Below are 13,977 nucleotides of genomic sequence, written 5' to 3' on the forward strand. Positions count from 1 at the left end.
TAGCGGGGTCCGGCGCGGGCCGGGCGGGAGGCGGTCACGCGGCGGCCCTGCGGGCGCGGGCGTAGTAGACGGTCTGCCGGGTGCAGCCGACGCGGCGTGCGGTGACGGAGGCGGGCAGTCCCCACTGGTCGCACTGGGCGATCGCGGCGTGTCGCTCCGCGGGCGTCAGTTCGGGTGGCGGGTCGCCTGCTGCGGCACGTGCGATGGCTGCGTGGTCGGGCTCGGGGGCGCTCCATGTCCAGTCGTCCCCGGCTTCGCGCCGTTGGCTGCGTGCCCGGTAGACGGTGCGGGGCGAGCAGCCGAGTTGCGTGGCGATCTCTGCGGCTGACAGTCCGAGCTGGTCGAGTTCGGCTATCGCGTCGCGGCGCTGTGCGGCGTTCACGCGGCCACCTCCACGCGGTGGGCGGTGAGGACTTGCTGGAGGTAGTCGCGGCTGATGCCGAGGCGGACCGCGATCTGTTCCTTGTCGAGGCCGGAGGTGCGCATGATCCAGGCGGCGTCCTCGGCGATGGTCTGGGCGCGGGGCTTCTTGTACTCGGGGATGAAGTCCGGGTCGTCGATGGCGTCGAGGTAGTGGTTCCAGTACGCGGTGGGCGCCCAGTTGCGGTCGGCCGCGTAGTGGCGGGCCCGTGTGGCGGTTCGCCTGTTCACGCCGAGACGGGCGGGCTTCTGGGTGCGCAGTTCTTCAAAGAGGTCTGCTGCCTGCCGGGCGGTGCTCCGGGCTACGTGGCTGCTCTCGCCTGCCTGGGTGCGGCGAAGGAGCTCGTAGATGTACTTGGGGTAGAGGCCGACCTGTTCCGCAAGGCAGTTGAGGGGCCAGCCGTCGGCGACGAGGGCCTGGATCCTGCGGATGGTGCCCGTGGCGTCGATCAAGGGGGCAGCAATGTCTTCCGCCTGAACTGCGAGGATCTTGTCGGCGGTGGCCTTTGCCACTCGGTACTTGGCGGGGTACCTGCGTCCACTGGGGGGCGGGGGCAGGAGGTCACGAACGGCCTTGTCGCTGACCCGCGCTTGGATCGCGACGCCGTGCGGAGTGGCGCCGGCGGCGAGTAGGGCGATGACGTGGTCGCGGACGGGCCGGGCGTCGACGAGTCCTTCCCAGGTGCCGGCGGCCTGGCTGTGGAGTCGGCTGCGGTTGTACCGGTTGTACCGGTCCACGCACTCGGGTCGGCGGCAGTGGTAGTTCGTGTAGCAGGTGAGCTTGTCGTGATGCGGCGGGAGGGGTTTGGTCGCGGTGGTCACTGCTGCTCTCCCGTCGGGTAGAGGGGCTGGATGGTGGCGGCGTACTGGTCGAGGTCGTGGTCGAGGCGGGCGAGTTCCTGGAGGGCGTCGGGTTCGGCCTGCCGCTCGCGTCGCTGCTGCCGGGTTTCGGCGATCCAGCAGGTGAGGGTCCAGACGCCGCTGACGGCGAGGACGAGGAGCGCGAGCCACAGAAAGACCGCGAGGAATTGGGCGGCGCCGATGGCGAAGGAGAGGGGGCTCACGGCCGGACCTCCCACACTTCGATGCCTGCTTGGCGGGCGAGGCGGGCGCAGTTGCGGGTTCCGTAGGACGGGCCGTGCGGATCCGGGGCGGCGATCATGAGGTCGGGGCGGGGTTGCTTGGCGACCATGGCCGCGTTGCGGCGGGGTCCGGCGCCCGGGCAGTACGTGGACAGCAGTCCTGGGTGGGCCGTATCACCAGGGGCTTTCGTGCGCCGGTGACCAGGATCGGTGGGGCAGTCGGGTGCGCAGGCGTCCCAGTCGGCGGGCATGGGGTCTTCGAGTACGCCCAGCCAGCTGCCGCACGCTCGGATCCAGTCGGAGGCTGCCTGGTCTCCGGACATCTGTCCGGGGCAGGCTCCATGGCGGACGATGACGGGGCCTTCAGCGATGTTGAGGGCGAGGTCGGCAAGGGCGGCGGTCACGATGCCGGTGTTGGGCAGGCAGCGTCCGGCGGCGAGGAGTACGACCATGGTCTTCACGCCGCCTCCCCCTGGTCGGCGTTGGTGCGCCGCCGGTAGACCGCGACACGGTGGCCCTTGGTGGCGGGTGCGGTCGACGGCACGAACTGGCCGGTGCCGATGAGGTAGTTGTGGCTCATGCCACGAAGTACGCCCGGCAGGACGCCGGCCGCTACGTCGGGGAGCTGATCCCGGAGGTCGTTCGCGGACACGGTGTCGTGGTCGCGGATCCAGATGAGGACAGCCTGGGCAACGATCTTGCGGTCCCACTCGGAGGCCTGGCGGACCAGCTGGGCGAGCGTCTTGTCGCGGACGTCGGCGGCGACTTCTTCGGCGAGAGTCAGGCGCTTACTCATGACGCCGCCTCCTGTCGGCGGGCGGCACGCTCGTTGTGCTCGGTGATCCACTGGTCCGGCTCGAAACCGAGGGCGATCGCGACGCGGTAGACAGGCCCGGCGAGGTCTCCGCGGGTGAGCGTGAGGTGCAGGCCTTCGGCCAGTCCTTCGGCGGCCTGCGGGGCATGGCGGCGGAGCATTTCCAGTGCCAGGGCCGCGATGTGTCCGTTGACTGCGGTGTGGGTGTGGGCTTCGCGCAGCCAGCGGTTGTTGATGTTTTCCTGGGCGAGCTGGTCGGCCTCAAGCGAGGAGCGCAGCATCGCCTCGATGAAGCCGCGAGGCGTATCGGGAGTCTCGAACGTGGTCATGGCTGTGGTCTCCTTGGGGTTACGGGGCCCCTGCCTGTTTGCGGCGGGCAGGAGCCCCGAAGGCGGCTGGCTAGTCGACGAGTTCGCCCTCGACGGGCTCGTCGTCGGGGTCGGCGTGGTCCAGGACGGGCGGCTGGGCCGGGAGTTCGGCGTCGGCCCGCTCGGCGAGGACTTCCTGGGCGGCGCGCATCTGCTCCTTGCGCCACTCGGTGGAAGTGGGCACCCACGGCTCCAGGCGGCGGGCGACGGTCTTGAGGACCATCTGGTCGAACCACTTCACCCACGGCGACGTCGCGCTGTTGCTGCCCTTCGACTCCTTGCGGACCTTGTCGATGTACGGCCGGTCGATGACGACGACCCGGGACGCCGAGCCGTCCTGGAAGATCCCGTAGGCGTAGGCGCCGATGACCTCGCCGCGCGTGCCGAACCAGTCGACCTTGTGGTTGGGGCGCTCCATGTCGGGCTGGTACTCGAAGACGTCGTTGGCGCAGACGACTTCGGCCTTGACGGCCTTCACGGCGCCGGCCCTGTAGATGCGCTCGACGACGCCCCGGTAGCCCTCGATGCCTTGGACCTCGTTGCCGAACGGGACGAGGTAGTACGACTCGGTGCCGGGTTCGTGGCCGAGGCGGGCGCATTCGAGGAGGGCGTTCATGAGGGAGCCGGGGTTGCGGGTGGCGACCTGCATTAGGTTCTTGTCGCGGCGCAGGCTGCCGGTGGCGAGGCGCATCCAGGTCTCGCCCTTGACGTGCGACGGGAGGACGAGGGTGAAGTCGTCGCGGTACTGGCGGACGAGAGCTTCGGGCCCGTTGTCGCGGGTGGCGATGGCGTTGCTGATCTGGCTCATGCGGCGGTGTCCTTGCTGGTGTAGGGGTTGAGGGAGTAGGTCTTGCCGCCGCGGACGGTGCGGTAGGCGATGCGGCGGTCGCCGACGACGGCGCGCTTCCCGTCGCCGATGTGGTCGAGCAACGTGGCCTTGGCGGCGGTGAGTTCGGACTTCGCGTCGGCCATCTGCCGCTGTGCGGTCTCGTAGCGGGCCGCGTCCTCGGCGGGGATTTCGACGTCGCGGTCTTCCAGGCCGTCGGGCTGGACGCGGATCGTCTGATAGGTGGCGTCGGAGCCGTCGATCGGCGGGCGCTCACCGGCCTCGACGGTGCGCAGGAATTCGGCGGCGGCGTCCCGCATGAGCTTGGCGTCGCCTTCGTCGTAGTCGACGTACAGCTCGCGGTAGTCGCAGCCGCCGATCAGGACGCCGATAGGGGTGCGGGCGTGAAGGCCGAGGGTGTCCTGCTGCCAGATGACCTGGCACCGGTAGTAGACGGGCACCTCGTCGGTACCGTCCCGGCCCCAGTCGTCGCCGTAGGGCGACGTCTTGGCCTCGAAGATCCCGACCGGTCGGCCGTCAATGTCTTCACGAAGGGCGATGAGCCGGTCGGGCGTCGCCCGCTGCCAGGAACGTTCGGCGTGCCGCCATGTTCCCGTCGACAGGAGAATGAGGTCGGGGTGCTCGTCCTCGTACTTGCCGACGACGGCCGGCTCCAGGCGGTTGCCCCATTCGATCTGCGGGCTGGCCTCGAACGGCGGGACGGGCAGACCGGCCTTCTTGTGCCAGAGGCTGAAGCGCGACTGCCACGGCGACAGGCCCATGACGGCGGCGATCTCGGTGGCGGTGACGCACAGGCCGCCGCGGGCCTTCTCCCACTCCGGGGAGCCCGGGGTGAAGGTGCCGAGGAGGACGCCGGTCGGCGTCTCGACCGCGGTCATCAGAACGGCTCCACGATCTTGGCGCGGCGCCAGAGCGGGATGCGCTTCGCGCGGTACGGGTCCCAGCACGGGCACGGTGCGCTGTCGGGCTCCCAGGTGTGGTCGAGGACGTAACCGCCCCCGACTTCAACGGCGCCAACGCCACCGCACTCGGGGCAGTTGGGCTTGGGGCGCTGCTGGAGGTAGATCGCCCGCTGGTACAGCTCGGCTGTCCAGCGGCCGATGCGGATGGTGGTGCTCATGTGCTTGGCCTTTCGGGTGTTGGGGGCCAGGCCGCCCCGGTCAGAGGGGGCGAGGCGGCCTGGCGTGCCGCGGAGCCCGGGGGCGGCTCTACGCGGCGTCTATGGGTGGATCAGAGGAGGTCGTCGAGGATGAACTCGCCGAACCAGACGAGGGCGGCCGTGGCGATTCCGGCGATCAGTGACCACTGCGGGCTGTGGGTGAAAGCCCAGACGATGACGAACGCTGCGGCGGACAGCAGCAGGCCGGCCAGGAAGCGCGTCACCGCTTGAGCCCGGCGACAGCGACCTTCACGACGCGCTCCGCCAGGTCGCCGCCGAGCTCCGAGACCACCAGGTCCCGAGCCCTCTGTACGGCTTCGGCGATCTCCGTCTCGAAGGCCTTCTTCACCTCGGCGCGGACGGCCTGCTGGAGGACGGTGCCCTTGTCGCTGCGGTAACGGTCGGCAGGTTCGGCGAGCTGCTTGCGGGCCTCCTCGGAGATCAGCTCCGCGAGGGTGGTCTCCTGCCCGGTGCGCTCTCCGTAGCCGTTGGTCTTGTAGATCGGCCGGGCGAGGGCCTCGTCGATGGACGGCCTGACGGCGGCACGGATCTCCTCGACGCGGACTTCGAGCACCTGCTCGCGCAGGCGCTTCCACTGGTCGTCCTTGACGAGACGGTCCACGATCTGGGTGGCGACAAGGTCAGCAACGGTCTTCGTGCCTTCCGTGTAGGGGTCGCCGTCCTCGTCGAAGCTGACGACGTCCGCGACGACGGTGTTGAGGCTGAGCTCGTCGACCTTGATCTCGATGTTCACGATGCTCCTGGGATGCTGGTAGGTGAGCCCCGCCCGAATTCGCCTCGGGCGGGGCGGTGGTCAGAGGCGGACGGGCATGACGAGGTAGCGGTAATCGGTGTCGTCGCCGACGGCGTGGACCATGGCGGGCTTCACCGGGCTGGTGAAGCCGATACGGACGGTGCTCGTGCCTGCGGCTTGGAGTCCGCCGAGGAGGTTGGCGGGCTGGAAGGCGACCTGCATGGGCGGCCCGTCGATGTGCTGTCCGTCGACGATGTCCATGGCCGCGGCACCGGTGTCTTCGCCGAGCGCCCGCACGGAGATCGCGTCCGTGCCGAGGCCGATCAGCACCTTGGGCTTCTTGTCCGAGGCGACCAGGCAGGCCCGCTTCACCGCGGCGACGAGCGGTGCGACTTCCACCGAGGCCTCGGTCGTGAATGCCTTGGGGATGAACTGGTGCGGGTCCTTTCGGCCCTGCTCGTCGATCCTGGCCAGCGTCGTGTAGCGGGTGGCGTCGCCCATGCCGGCGGTCGTGCCGGTCAGGTTCAGCCACAGGTCGCCGCTGGCTTCCATGCCGCGGACCGCGTCGGCCAGGATCCGGGCCGGGACCAGCGCCGCCACCTGCGCGCCGGGGTTGGTGGCCTGCCAGGGGATGGTGCGCTCCCCCATGCGGTACCGGTCGGTGGCCCAGACGGTCAACGTGTCGCCTTCTGCGAGGAGTTGGATGCCGCCGCGCCACGGCTCGGCTTCGACCGTCGTGTCGGTGGCGACGACGGCCTGCATGACGGCCTCGGTGAACTGGGCGGCGTCCACGGTGCCGTCTGCCTCGGGACGCTGCGCGACGGCCGGATAGTCGGCGAGCGGCAGCAGGGTGAGGAGGAACTTGTCGCGGTCGGCTTGCAGGGTGACGCGCTGCCCGTCGACGGCGATGTCGACGAGGTCGGTGCGGTAGGTCGCCACGACCTGGGCGGCGAGCCGGCCGGGGATGACGATGCGGCCCGGCTCGATGACGGCGGCGTCCAGGCGGCTGCTCGTCGACACCCTCTGGTCGACGCCCGACACGGTCAGCGTGTCGCCGTCGGCTTCCAGGAGGAGGCCGGCGCGGGCCGGGATCATGGGCTTCGGGTCGAGTTGGGCGGCGGACCAGGTGAGGGCGGCGGCCAGCGTGCGGTGTGCGACCTGGACTTTCATGCCGCCTGCTCCTCATCGAAGGGCAGCATCTCCGCCTGTTCCGGGGGCGCTTCGGTCTCGGGCTCGTCGACGGGCCACGGCCTCGGCCGGCCGGAGCCGACCACATCGACGTCGGAGAAAAGGGCGTCCTGTACGTACTGCATGGGGTGCTCCTAGGTACGTCGCGGGCGGGCGGATTTGGGGGTCGACGCCGCGCCCGCGGGCTTGTGGGGTCAGGCGGCGCCCTGCGCGAGCCGGTCGGCGAGGACACGAACCTCGTCGTCGACGTCCGACACGGCCCACGAAGGGCGGCGGGGCGGCTCGTCGGGCTGCGGGAGCTGGTCGCGCGGAATGGCCTGCGTCGTCTCGGAGGCGGATTGCTCCCGGCCGGCTTCGAGTTCGTCGATGCGGGCGGCCTGGTCGCGGATCGTCTCGTCCCGGACCTTGACGATGTCCGTCGAGACTTCGAGCTGCTGGGCCAGATCACGGATCTGCCCGCGGAGCTCGTCCTTCTCTTCGACGACCTGCCGGTTGGCTTCGGCGGACCGTTGCAGACGCTCCTTCAGGCGCCGGCATTCGGCGCGGGCCGCGTCACGGTCGTGGCGCAGGTGAACGCGGGTGTACCGGCGGATCCCTCGGCTGGCGAACAGGCTGATCGTCACGGCTGCTCCCATCCGAGGCCGGGGTCCAGGGCGTTGAGGTCGTGTCCTCGGGCTGCGGCGTAGGCGATCCGCAGGTCGGCCTGGCTGGTGGCGGCGTCGGCTGCGGCGACCGGGTCGGTCATCCACAGGCCGCCCGGGTGGAGGCGGAGGCGGAGCTCCGACAGCTGCTGGAGAGTCATCGGTCCCCCTGACGCTGGTGCGGAATGCGGGTACGGGCGGCTTCGCGGCGGGCTGCGCGCCGGTTGCTGAGGTGCTGGCCCCAGACCGCGAGGAACCCGATGGCGCCGATCAGGCCTGCGGTCCACGCGATGGACGGCCACGGGCTGGAGGTCATGCGATCACCTCGTGCCGGGTGAGGGCGGCCGTCAGATCGGGCGCCACGTCAATCACGTCGTTGATCTGGCGGCGCGGCCCGTCAGCGATGCCGAGGCCGATTGCCAGGTCGTCGTTCTCCTTGCGGAGCCGCGTGTTCTCGGCGTCGAGCCGTTCGAGCTGCCGGTCGCGAATGCTCAGCTCCGCGTGCACGGCCTGGAGTTCGCCCCGGAGCCGCAGGATCTCTGCGGTGAGGTCAGTCGCCATCGCGCTCACCGGCCTCGGGGCGCACGGCGTAGGAGTCCCAGCCGATCCGCTCGGCCTCGGCGGTCAGCAGTTCCCGCCAGCCTGTAGGCGGCGGAAACTCGGGGTTCTCGCCGTCGGTCTTGTAGTAGAGACGGCCTGGGCCGTCACCAACCCGGAACGCGATGCCGAGCTTCCGCGCATCAGCAATCAGGACGTCCACGGCGGCTGAGAGACCGGAGCGGACCTCCCCGTCGGCGACCGCGTAGCGAGTCCACAGCTTGCCGTTCGTCGACAGGTATCCGGCGTCCGTGTCGTTGTCCCCGGCGAATCCGTCGTCGAAGAACTCCACTGTGCCGTGCCAGCCGCTACGGGCATGGCCACCCGACCAGCTAGAGAAGTCGGCCCAGACCAGAACGATGCCCGTGGACCAGTACGAACTGCTTACGTCGAGGATCATCGGTTCCCCCCAGTGCGGAATCGGTTGAAGGCCCAGAAGCAGGCGGCGGAGAAGGCCCAGGCAGCAGCCCAGGCGGCGAGGCCGTGGGCGAGGAGGCGGATCATGCGGCGGCCTCCTTGGCCTGCTCGCCGAAGGGCCGGTCGGGGCAGAAGTGCGGCCCCGAGTGCGCGGCGTAGGCCTCCAGATAGGCCGACTCGTTCACGGCCTGAAGCAGCTCCAGCCGCTCCGTCAGCGACGCCGCGAGCGCCTTGTACGAGCGCAGTTCGCGCTCCGTCTCGGTGCTCATGCCGCCACCGCCACCAGTGGAGCCGAGAACATGAAGTCGATGTCAGCAGCGGCCGACTCGAAAGCGGCGATGACCTCGGCGGCGGTGCGCCCGTCCTGGTCGTTCCAGTCGGCGATGCGCTCCTCCGGGTCCCAGTCGACGATCGTCGAGTGGATCCGGCCACCCAGGAAGGTCACCGCGTCCTGGTACAGCTGCGGGCAGTCCACGAGATCGGCCGGCGGGACCGGGTCACCTGTGATCACCAGGGACAGGGCGCCGGTCGCGTCTACGGGAACCGTCTGGCGGGTGCGGGCCAACAGGAGCGCACCGTTGAGGTAGCCGCCCTGGTGGTGCCCGTTCGCGCGGATGATGTCGGCGGCCTGCAGGTACACGAAGGCCAGCTGCGGGTTGCTCATGACGCCCCTCCACGGGTGCGCTCGGTGCGGATCAGGGAGACGACGATTTCGGGGACGGTAGAGTCCGGGCAGACGTCGACGAGGAGATGCCGGTAGTCGAGCTGGTGGGCCGTGTCGGCCTTCACCGGGTGAGCGAGCAGCCAGCGCAGGCGGTCCACCGACAGGTCGACCTTCGGGCGGACGAGCTGCTGCTCGACGTCCGCCAGCGGCACGTCCCAGTCCTGCTTGCTGCGCGGCGGGATACCGATGTCCGTCATGCCGCACTCCCGAGCGTCTGCTGGACCGGGAACTGCTCCGCGTAGTAGCGCGTCCAGGTGTCCTCGAACAGCGGCAGGTGGCGCGCCGTCCAGGCGTAGGTCTCGCGTACCGATCCGTTCGGCAGGTCCGACTGGCGCTTCCCCGGCTTCTCGCCGTGCTCCGCCTCGTACAGGGCGGCAGCCCGCCGGCCGAACCAGGACTGGACCGACTCGATCTGCTTCCGCTTCAGGCCTTTGTCCTTCAGGAAGTCCGGGACGTACAGCGGGGCATCGGCCGGATCGATCTCCGGCTCCTCACCGAGCGCACGCGAGGCGACCATGCGGGCCTTCGTCTCCAGCCACTCGGGCGAGACGATCCCCGACAGGATGCTCAACACCTCGGCCTGCTGCTTCGCCCGGGAGATCAGCGAGTCGAGCTGGTCCTCGGTAGCTCGCGGGTTGATGGCGCCGCCCTGCGTCCAGTACGCCTCGATCGCGTCAGCTGTCTCGTTCTGAAAGGCGACGAGGACGGGGCGGGCGGAGTCGGTGACACGGTTCTCGTTGACCGTGGCCAGCAGCATCAGGAAAGTGCGGACCGGGACCACGGACATGGCGTAGGTCTTACCGTCTGTTCCAGTTGTGGGCGCGCTGCCCACAACTGCCCAGGACCGGCTCTTCAGCTTGCGCACCTGTGTCGGGTAGTCGAGCCCGAGCTCGTCGACCGCGGGCTTCAGCACGATGTTCGGCTGGCCGTCGACCAGCACGGTGTGGATGGAGCCGACAGAGAGGTCGAGCTTCACGACCTCACGCGACTCAGGCGATGATGTAGGCACGATCTGCCTCTTCTCTTTCAGACGGGATGAGAGGTGGATCCAGGGCCGTCTGCCGGGGGCTTGGCAGTTACCGGCGGCCGGCCCGCATAGCCGCTAGGCGGCGGAGAGGGACTGTCTGGCGCTGCGGGAGCGCCGAATCGGCGCCGCGGCCATGCGCCGGTTGGCCTCGTAGTAGTAGCGGCGGTCTTCGCGGCTGATGACGATGCGGCCCGCTCGACCACCGCCGCTGCGGCTGTGGGGGTAGCCGTCTTCGTTGATGCGCCGACGGAGGGTTTTGACGCTGCACTTCATGACCCAGGCGAATTCCTGGAGCGTGAGGTATTCGGCGTCGGGGTCTTCGGGCCGGACCGGTTGGTTGTAGCTGGTCGCGGGCACGTCACTCCCTTTCGTTGAAGCCGCGTGGGGGGTCGCGGAGTAGCTGGGTGTCTGTGGCGTTCAAGGCCGTGCGGAGTGCGGTGTACCGCTCGGGTCTCATGCGTGTGCGGGCCCCCGTTTCGAGCTTCCGGAGGTAGCTGTCGTCCACTCCCACCACCTGTGCGAGCTGATGGACGCCGAGGCCTGCCTGCATGCGGATCGTGCGGATCGCCGCCCCGTTCACCTCGAAGGTGGCTGGGGGTTGGTGCATGCTTCAAAGTTACCCAGAGATGCCCACAGTGTCTACCCACTACTGCCCAGTAGTTGCCCTTGACTGGACAGTGATGCCCATGAATGCCCTGTGACCTGCGGCGATCCTGGGGCATCTTTCGGCCTTTGGTGCCCCCAGTCCTGGCTGGTCCTGCCTAGTCCTGCCAAGATGGACCCATGGCACCCCGTGACCTCCAGCGCCTCGCGCGCACTGCAAAGCAGCGCCGCATGGAACTCGGCTTGGCCCTGGACGACGCAAACGCCAAGGTCGGCGGCATGGCAAAGCACACCTGGCGACGCGTCGAACTGGGCGAACCCGTCCGTGACCTGAGCTACGCGAAGCTCGACAAGCTCCTCAGGTGGGCACCGGGCAGCTCTCTCGCTGTACTCGCCGGCGATGCGGCAGTACCTGTCGAGGCGTCCGGGGCGGATCCCGACGTCCTGATTTCGCGTCTCCCCCGCGAGGCGATCGACGAAGAGGCACGCGATGTCATCCAGCTCGCGACGATCGCCACAACTCGCGGCCTGACCTCCGACGAGATCCGGGCACTGAGCGACCGCGTGGTCCACGACCTGCGCGAACGCGGCATCATCTAGGCAAAGTTCACTCGAAAGAAGTACAACCTTTTCGTTTTACCGATTTGTTACCCGGTTTCCCCAGACCACTTTGAACACTTGCGGTCTCAACTACCGCAAGACGTGGCAGAGTCGATGCACGTCCTTGGAGGCTCCCGACAAGCCCGATCACTAGGGGGAGCCATGCGGTATAGAGACGCACTCATAGACGACTACGGGCCAACCTTTCAGGGTCAGGTCTTCACGGTCGACGACGGGATCGTCTGTGTAGTCCCCCGGCAGCTGCTCACCAGCGGCGCTGATCCCGCGGCAATGCGGGAGATGGTCAGGGGACATGGAGGAGACTGTGGGGAATGCCGCAACTGCCCCCTGGGCAGCGGCAGCTGACACCACGGGTGTGCGGAGTCCAGGCGGTAGGGGTACCTGCCGGACTGCCGCCCCACCAGCCGACACCTGGGGGCAACCATGGCGAGAAGAACCCTCGACGTCTACACCGAATGGCGCGGCGGTACCTGCCGCGTGAAGTGGTGGACCGGGGAGTACCTGCCGTCGGGGCGGAAGCGGTTCGAGTCCGAAGGCGGATTCGACGACGAGGACGAAGCCCTCAAGCACGGCATGGCAAAACTCACGGCAATCCGCGACGGTTCCAACATCAGCAACCGTGACGCGTCGACGCTCATGGACGACTGGCTGGATACGTGGCTCACCGGGCTGGACCACGGGCACCTCACGGAGGAGGGCTACGACGGCATCGTTCGGAATCACATCCGGCCCTACTTCACGGGGAAAGCCGTGGCCGACGTGGACGTGCTGGTCTACCGCGCGTTCCGGAAGCATCTACACAGCAAGGAGTACGCCCCCGGCAAGCTTCTGGCCCCCAGCACAATCAAGAACATCATGGGCGTACTGAACATGGTGCTCGACGATGCGGCACCCAAGCTGATCAAGACCAGCCCCGTTGAACGCAAGCGCCCGCGGGGCCGATACAGAAAAGCCAAGAAGCGTGAGCGGAAGAAGGACATGCTCATCGAGCACGTCGACCGACTGGCACGCAACGCCGAGATCCTGATGGGGCTTTCCGGCTACGTCCTGGTCTGGATGATCGCCACCACGGGCATGAGGCCTGGCGAACTCTACGGGCTCACCCGCGAGTACTGCTATCCCGCGTGGCCCGCGTCAGACCTGCGTCTCGACGATGACGAGACGGACCGGTACGACGACGACCTCGATCGGTACGGCAAGGGCGGCGACCGCATGCCAGCGGTACGCGTGGAGCGCCAAGTCCAGTACAAGAAGGGGAAGCTGGGCTTCTTCCCGCCCAAATACGATTCTTACAGAACCCTTGTGATCCCCCCATTCCTGGCTCGAATGCTGGAGACAGTGCTCGCCTCCCACGACAGCAACTGGGTCATGGTCGCTCTGCAAGGTGGTGGCCTGGGCCACATCACGTTCCACGGCAAGTGGTGGGGTTGGATCACGGGGGGCGCAGAGGAGCGCCAGGGCTACTGGGCCCGGCCGGAGGTCAAGCCGGTGGCCGCCTACCTTGGCAAGCGGTTCTATCTGCTGCGTCACGGACACAAGTCGTGGCTCGATGCGGACGGGCATAGCGAGTTCGCCAAGGAGCACCGCATGGGGCACGAGATGCCCGGGTCGGCCGGCACCTACAGCACGGTAACGGTGGAAGAGGAGCGTGCCATCATGAAGAAGCTGCAGCGGCGATGGGACCGTCACATCGAACGGATGCACGCCGAAGCTTTGATCGCCAACTCTCGACCCGTTTCCCAGTAGTTTCCCACTCGACCTTTGCGAATCATGGGATGTGCTGGTGGGGGGCATTTAAAGGCCTCAAAGCTCCACTTGCGGAACAACTGGTATCCCGGGCAGATTCTGGACGACGTCCGCTACACCGAGAAGAACATCGATGTCCTCGCGGCCCGTTCGCGGCGGGCGTTCAGCGAGTACTTCCCGATCTCGACGCTCGGCACCGGTGACCGCGCGGGCCGGGTGCAGCGGGTGCTGCGGCACGGTCCGCTCCTGGACGTCTTCGTGCTCGACATGCGGACGTACCGCGACGCCAACTCCCCCGACCGGCAGCCCGACGACCGGGTCGGCATCCTCGGGTCCGAGCAACTGCGATGGCTGAAGCGTGAGTTGGCGCGTTCGCGCGCGGTGTGGAAGGTCATCGCCGCCGACATGCCGCTGGGCATCGTCGTCGTGGACGGGGCCACCGACTTCGAGGCCGTGTCCCAGGGCGACCCGGGAGCCCCGCTGGGGCGGGAGTTGCAGATCGCGGAGCTGCTGCGGTTCATCAAGCACCGCCGGATCACGGGCACACTGTGGCTGACCGCGGACGTCCACTACACCGCCGCCACGCACTACGAGCCCGAGCGCGCGGCGTTCCAGGACTTCGCGCCCTTCTGGGAGTTCGTGTCGGGGCCCCTCGCCGCGGGCGGCTTCCCCGCGAACAAGCTGGACGGTACGTTCGGGCCGCGCCCGGTCTTCACGCACGCCCCGGCCGCGGCCAACGCCTCGCCCCTGGAGGCCCCGCCGAACTTCGGCGAGATCGAGATCGACGGCGCCTCGGGCGACCTCACCGTGCGGCTGCGGGCGCAAGGAGGTTCGGTACTCTTCACCCAGGTGCTGCGGCCCGGCCTGGTCGGCCAGTGAGGCAGGTGGCACGGTTGGGCAGACCGCGGGGCGGAGGCGAACGCTCCAGGCCACGCCCGGAGGAAAAACAGCCAAAAGAGCATCAGAAGC

At 68.6% G+C, this 13,977-nt stretch carries 26 protein-coding genes and 1 pseudogene; 3 read left to right on the top strand and 24 right to left on the bottom strand.

Translation table 11 applies throughout. The features are described from left to right. Window positions 1–34: 34 nt before the first annotated feature. From IE267_RS24245 to IE267_RS24360, 24 genes are all read right to left on the bottom strand, one after another. Window positions 35–382, bottom strand: a complete 348-nt coding sequence (locus IE267_RS24245; protein ID WP_189764689.1) for a helix-turn-helix domain-containing protein — start codon at window positions 380–382, stop codon at window positions 35–37. Further along, window positions 379–1,242 carry a hypothetical protein gene (locus tag IE267_RS24250; protein WP_189764690.1) on the bottom strand — a complete coding sequence of 288 codons (864 nt, stop codon included), beginning with the start codon at window positions 1,240–1,242 and terminating at the stop codon, window positions 379–381. The genes IE267_RS24245 and IE267_RS24250 overlap by 4 nt, the downstream gene beginning before the upstream one ends. Continuing rightward, a complete protein-coding gene (locus tag IE267_RS24255) occupies window positions 1,239–1,484 on the bottom strand; it encodes a hypothetical protein (RefSeq protein ID WP_189764691.1) in 246 nt (81 codons plus the stop codon). The genes IE267_RS24250 and IE267_RS24255 overlap by 4 nt, the downstream gene beginning before the upstream one ends. Then, window positions 1,481–1,963 carry a hypothetical protein gene (locus tag IE267_RS24260; RefSeq protein WP_189764692.1) on the bottom strand — a complete coding sequence of 161 codons (483 nt, stop codon included), beginning with the start codon at window positions 1,961–1,963 and terminating at the stop codon, window positions 1,481–1,483. The genes IE267_RS24255 and IE267_RS24260 overlap by 4 nt, the downstream gene beginning before the upstream one ends. Then, the gene (locus tag IE267_RS24265; protein WP_189764693.1) at window positions 1,960–2,298 is read right to left on the bottom strand and encodes a hypothetical protein; all 339 of its coding nucleotides are present in this window, start codon (window positions 2,296–2,298) and stop codon (window positions 1,960–1,962) included. The genes IE267_RS24260 and IE267_RS24265 overlap by 4 nt, the downstream gene beginning before the upstream one ends. After that, a complete protein-coding gene (locus IE267_RS24270) occupies window positions 2,295–2,645 on the bottom strand; it encodes a hypothetical protein (protein WP_189764694.1) in 351 nt (116 codons plus the stop codon). The genes IE267_RS24265 and IE267_RS24270 overlap by 4 nt, the downstream gene beginning before the upstream one ends. Window positions 2,646–2,715: 70 nt before the next feature. Beyond that, window positions 2,716–3,492, bottom strand: a complete 777-nt coding sequence (locus IE267_RS24275) for a recombinase RecT (RefSeq protein WP_189764695.1) — start codon at window positions 3,490–3,492, stop codon at window positions 2,716–2,718. Beyond that, the gene (locus tag IE267_RS24280) at window positions 3,489–4,409 is read right to left on the bottom strand and encodes a YqaJ viral recombinase family nuclease (RefSeq protein WP_189764696.1); all 921 of its coding nucleotides are present in this window, start codon (window positions 4,407–4,409) and stop codon (window positions 3,489–3,491) included. The genes IE267_RS24275 and IE267_RS24280 overlap by 4 nt, the downstream gene beginning before the upstream one ends. Continuing rightward, window positions 4,409–4,651, bottom strand: a complete 243-nt coding sequence (locus IE267_RS24285) for a hypothetical protein (RefSeq protein WP_189764697.1) — start codon at window positions 4,649–4,651, stop codon at window positions 4,409–4,411. The genes IE267_RS24280 and IE267_RS24285 overlap by 1 nt, the downstream gene beginning before the upstream one ends. Window positions 4,652–4,761: 110 nt before the next feature. Then, window positions 4,762–4,914: a hypothetical protein gene (locus IE267_RS24290; protein ID WP_189764698.1), complete on the bottom strand. Its 153-nt coding sequence runs from the start codon at window positions 4,912–4,914 to the stop codon at window positions 4,762–4,764. Next, window positions 4,911–5,444, bottom strand: coding sequence for a hypothetical protein (locus IE267_RS24295; protein WP_189764699.1), 534 nt, complete (start codon window positions 5,442–5,444; stop codon window positions 4,911–4,913). The genes IE267_RS24290 and IE267_RS24295 overlap by 4 nt, the downstream gene beginning before the upstream one ends. A 60-nt stretch (window positions 5,445–5,504) precedes the next feature. Next, window positions 5,505–6,614 carry a DNA polymerase III subunit beta gene (dnaN, locus tag IE267_RS24300; protein ID WP_189764700.1) on the bottom strand — a complete coding sequence of 370 codons (1,110 nt, stop codon included), beginning with the start codon at window positions 6,612–6,614 and terminating at the stop codon, window positions 5,505–5,507. Continuing rightward, a complete protein-coding gene (locus tag IE267_RS24305) occupies window positions 6,611–6,757 on the bottom strand; it encodes a hypothetical protein (RefSeq protein WP_189764701.1) in 147 nt (48 codons plus the stop codon). The genes dnaN and IE267_RS24305 overlap by 4 nt, the downstream gene beginning before the upstream one ends. A gap of 69 nt (window positions 6,758–6,826) precedes the next feature. Next, on the bottom strand, window positions 6,827–7,255 hold the full coding sequence (locus tag IE267_RS24310; RefSeq protein ID WP_189764702.1) for a hypothetical protein: 429 nt from the start codon (window positions 7,253–7,255) through the stop codon (window positions 6,827–6,829). Further along, complete coding sequence (locus IE267_RS24315; RefSeq protein ID WP_189764703.1) at window positions 7,252–7,434, bottom strand: hypothetical protein; 183 nt, start codon at window positions 7,432–7,434, stop codon at window positions 7,252–7,254. Before IE267_RS24315 ends, IE267_RS24310 begins: the two co-directional genes overlap by 4 nt. Then, on the bottom strand, window positions 7,431–7,589 hold the full coding sequence (locus IE267_RS24320) for a hypothetical protein (RefSeq protein WP_189764704.1): 159 nt from the start codon (window positions 7,587–7,589) through the stop codon (window positions 7,431–7,433). The genes IE267_RS24315 and IE267_RS24320 overlap by 4 nt, the downstream gene beginning before the upstream one ends. After that, window positions 7,586–7,834 carry a hypothetical protein gene (locus IE267_RS24325; RefSeq protein ID WP_189764705.1) on the bottom strand — a complete coding sequence of 83 codons (249 nt, stop codon included), beginning with the start codon at window positions 7,832–7,834 and terminating at the stop codon, window positions 7,586–7,588. The genes IE267_RS24320 and IE267_RS24325 overlap by 4 nt, the downstream gene beginning before the upstream one ends. Further along, window positions 7,824–8,270: a hypothetical protein gene (locus IE267_RS24330; protein ID WP_189764706.1), complete on the bottom strand. Its 447-nt coding sequence runs from the start codon at window positions 8,268–8,270 to the stop codon at window positions 7,824–7,826. The genes IE267_RS24325 and IE267_RS24330 overlap by 11 nt, the downstream gene beginning before the upstream one ends. 100 nt (window positions 8,271–8,370) lie before the next feature. Then, entirely contained in the window at window positions 8,371–8,556 is a 186-nt protein-coding gene (locus tag IE267_RS24335; RefSeq protein WP_189764707.1) for a hypothetical protein, read from the bottom strand. Continuing rightward, window positions 8,553–8,951, bottom strand: a complete 399-nt coding sequence (locus tag IE267_RS24340; protein ID WP_189764708.1) for a DUF6197 family protein — start codon at window positions 8,949–8,951, stop codon at window positions 8,553–8,555. Before IE267_RS24340 ends, IE267_RS24335 begins: the two co-directional genes overlap by 4 nt. Then, on the bottom strand, window positions 8,948–9,208 hold the full coding sequence (locus IE267_RS24345) for a hypothetical protein (protein ID WP_189764709.1): 261 nt from the start codon (window positions 9,206–9,208) through the stop codon (window positions 8,948–8,950). Before IE267_RS24345 ends, IE267_RS24340 begins: the two co-directional genes overlap by 4 nt. After that, window positions 9,205–9,987 carry a phage antirepressor N-terminal domain-containing protein gene (locus tag IE267_RS24350; protein WP_189764710.1) on the bottom strand — a complete coding sequence of 261 codons (783 nt, stop codon included), beginning with the start codon at window positions 9,985–9,987 and terminating at the stop codon, window positions 9,205–9,207. Before IE267_RS24350 ends, IE267_RS24345 begins: the two co-directional genes overlap by 4 nt. A 126-nt stretch (window positions 9,988–10,113) precedes the next feature. Then, window positions 10,114–10,395, bottom strand: a complete 282-nt coding sequence (locus IE267_RS24355) for a hypothetical protein (RefSeq protein WP_189764711.1) — start codon at window positions 10,393–10,395, stop codon at window positions 10,114–10,116. A gap of 1 nt (window position 10,396) precedes the next feature. After that, on the bottom strand, window positions 10,397–10,645 hold the full coding sequence (locus IE267_RS24360) for a helix-turn-helix domain-containing protein (protein WP_189764712.1): 249 nt from the start codon (window positions 10,643–10,645) through the stop codon (window positions 10,397–10,399). Window positions 10,646–10,821: 176 nt separating this feature from the next. Between IE267_RS24360 and IE267_RS24365 the strand changes: the two genes are divergently transcribed. From IE267_RS24365 to IE267_RS24375, 3 genes and pseudogenes are all read left to right on the top strand, one after another. After that, the gene (locus IE267_RS24365) at window positions 10,822–11,241 is read left to right on the top strand and encodes a hypothetical protein (RefSeq protein ID WP_189764713.1); all 420 of its coding nucleotides are present in this window, start codon (window positions 10,822–10,824) and stop codon (window positions 11,239–11,241) included. Window positions 11,242–11,685: 444 nt separating this feature from the next. Further along, a complete protein-coding gene (locus IE267_RS24370) occupies window positions 11,686–13,008 on the top strand; it encodes a site-specific integrase (protein WP_189764714.1) in 1,323 nt (440 codons plus the stop codon). Window positions 13,009–13,077: 69 nt separating this feature from the next. Next, a pseudogene (locus IE267_RS24375) lies at window positions 13,078–13,887 on the top strand (alkaline phosphatase D family protein); the annotation flags it as partial. Between the last annotated feature and the right edge of the window lie 90 nt (window positions 13,888–13,977).

This window comes from Streptomyces xanthochromogenes (assembly GCF_014650455.1).
Taxonomy (GTDB): Bacteria; Actinomycetota; Actinomycetes; order Streptomycetales; family Streptomycetaceae; genus Streptomyces; species Streptomyces xanthochromogenes.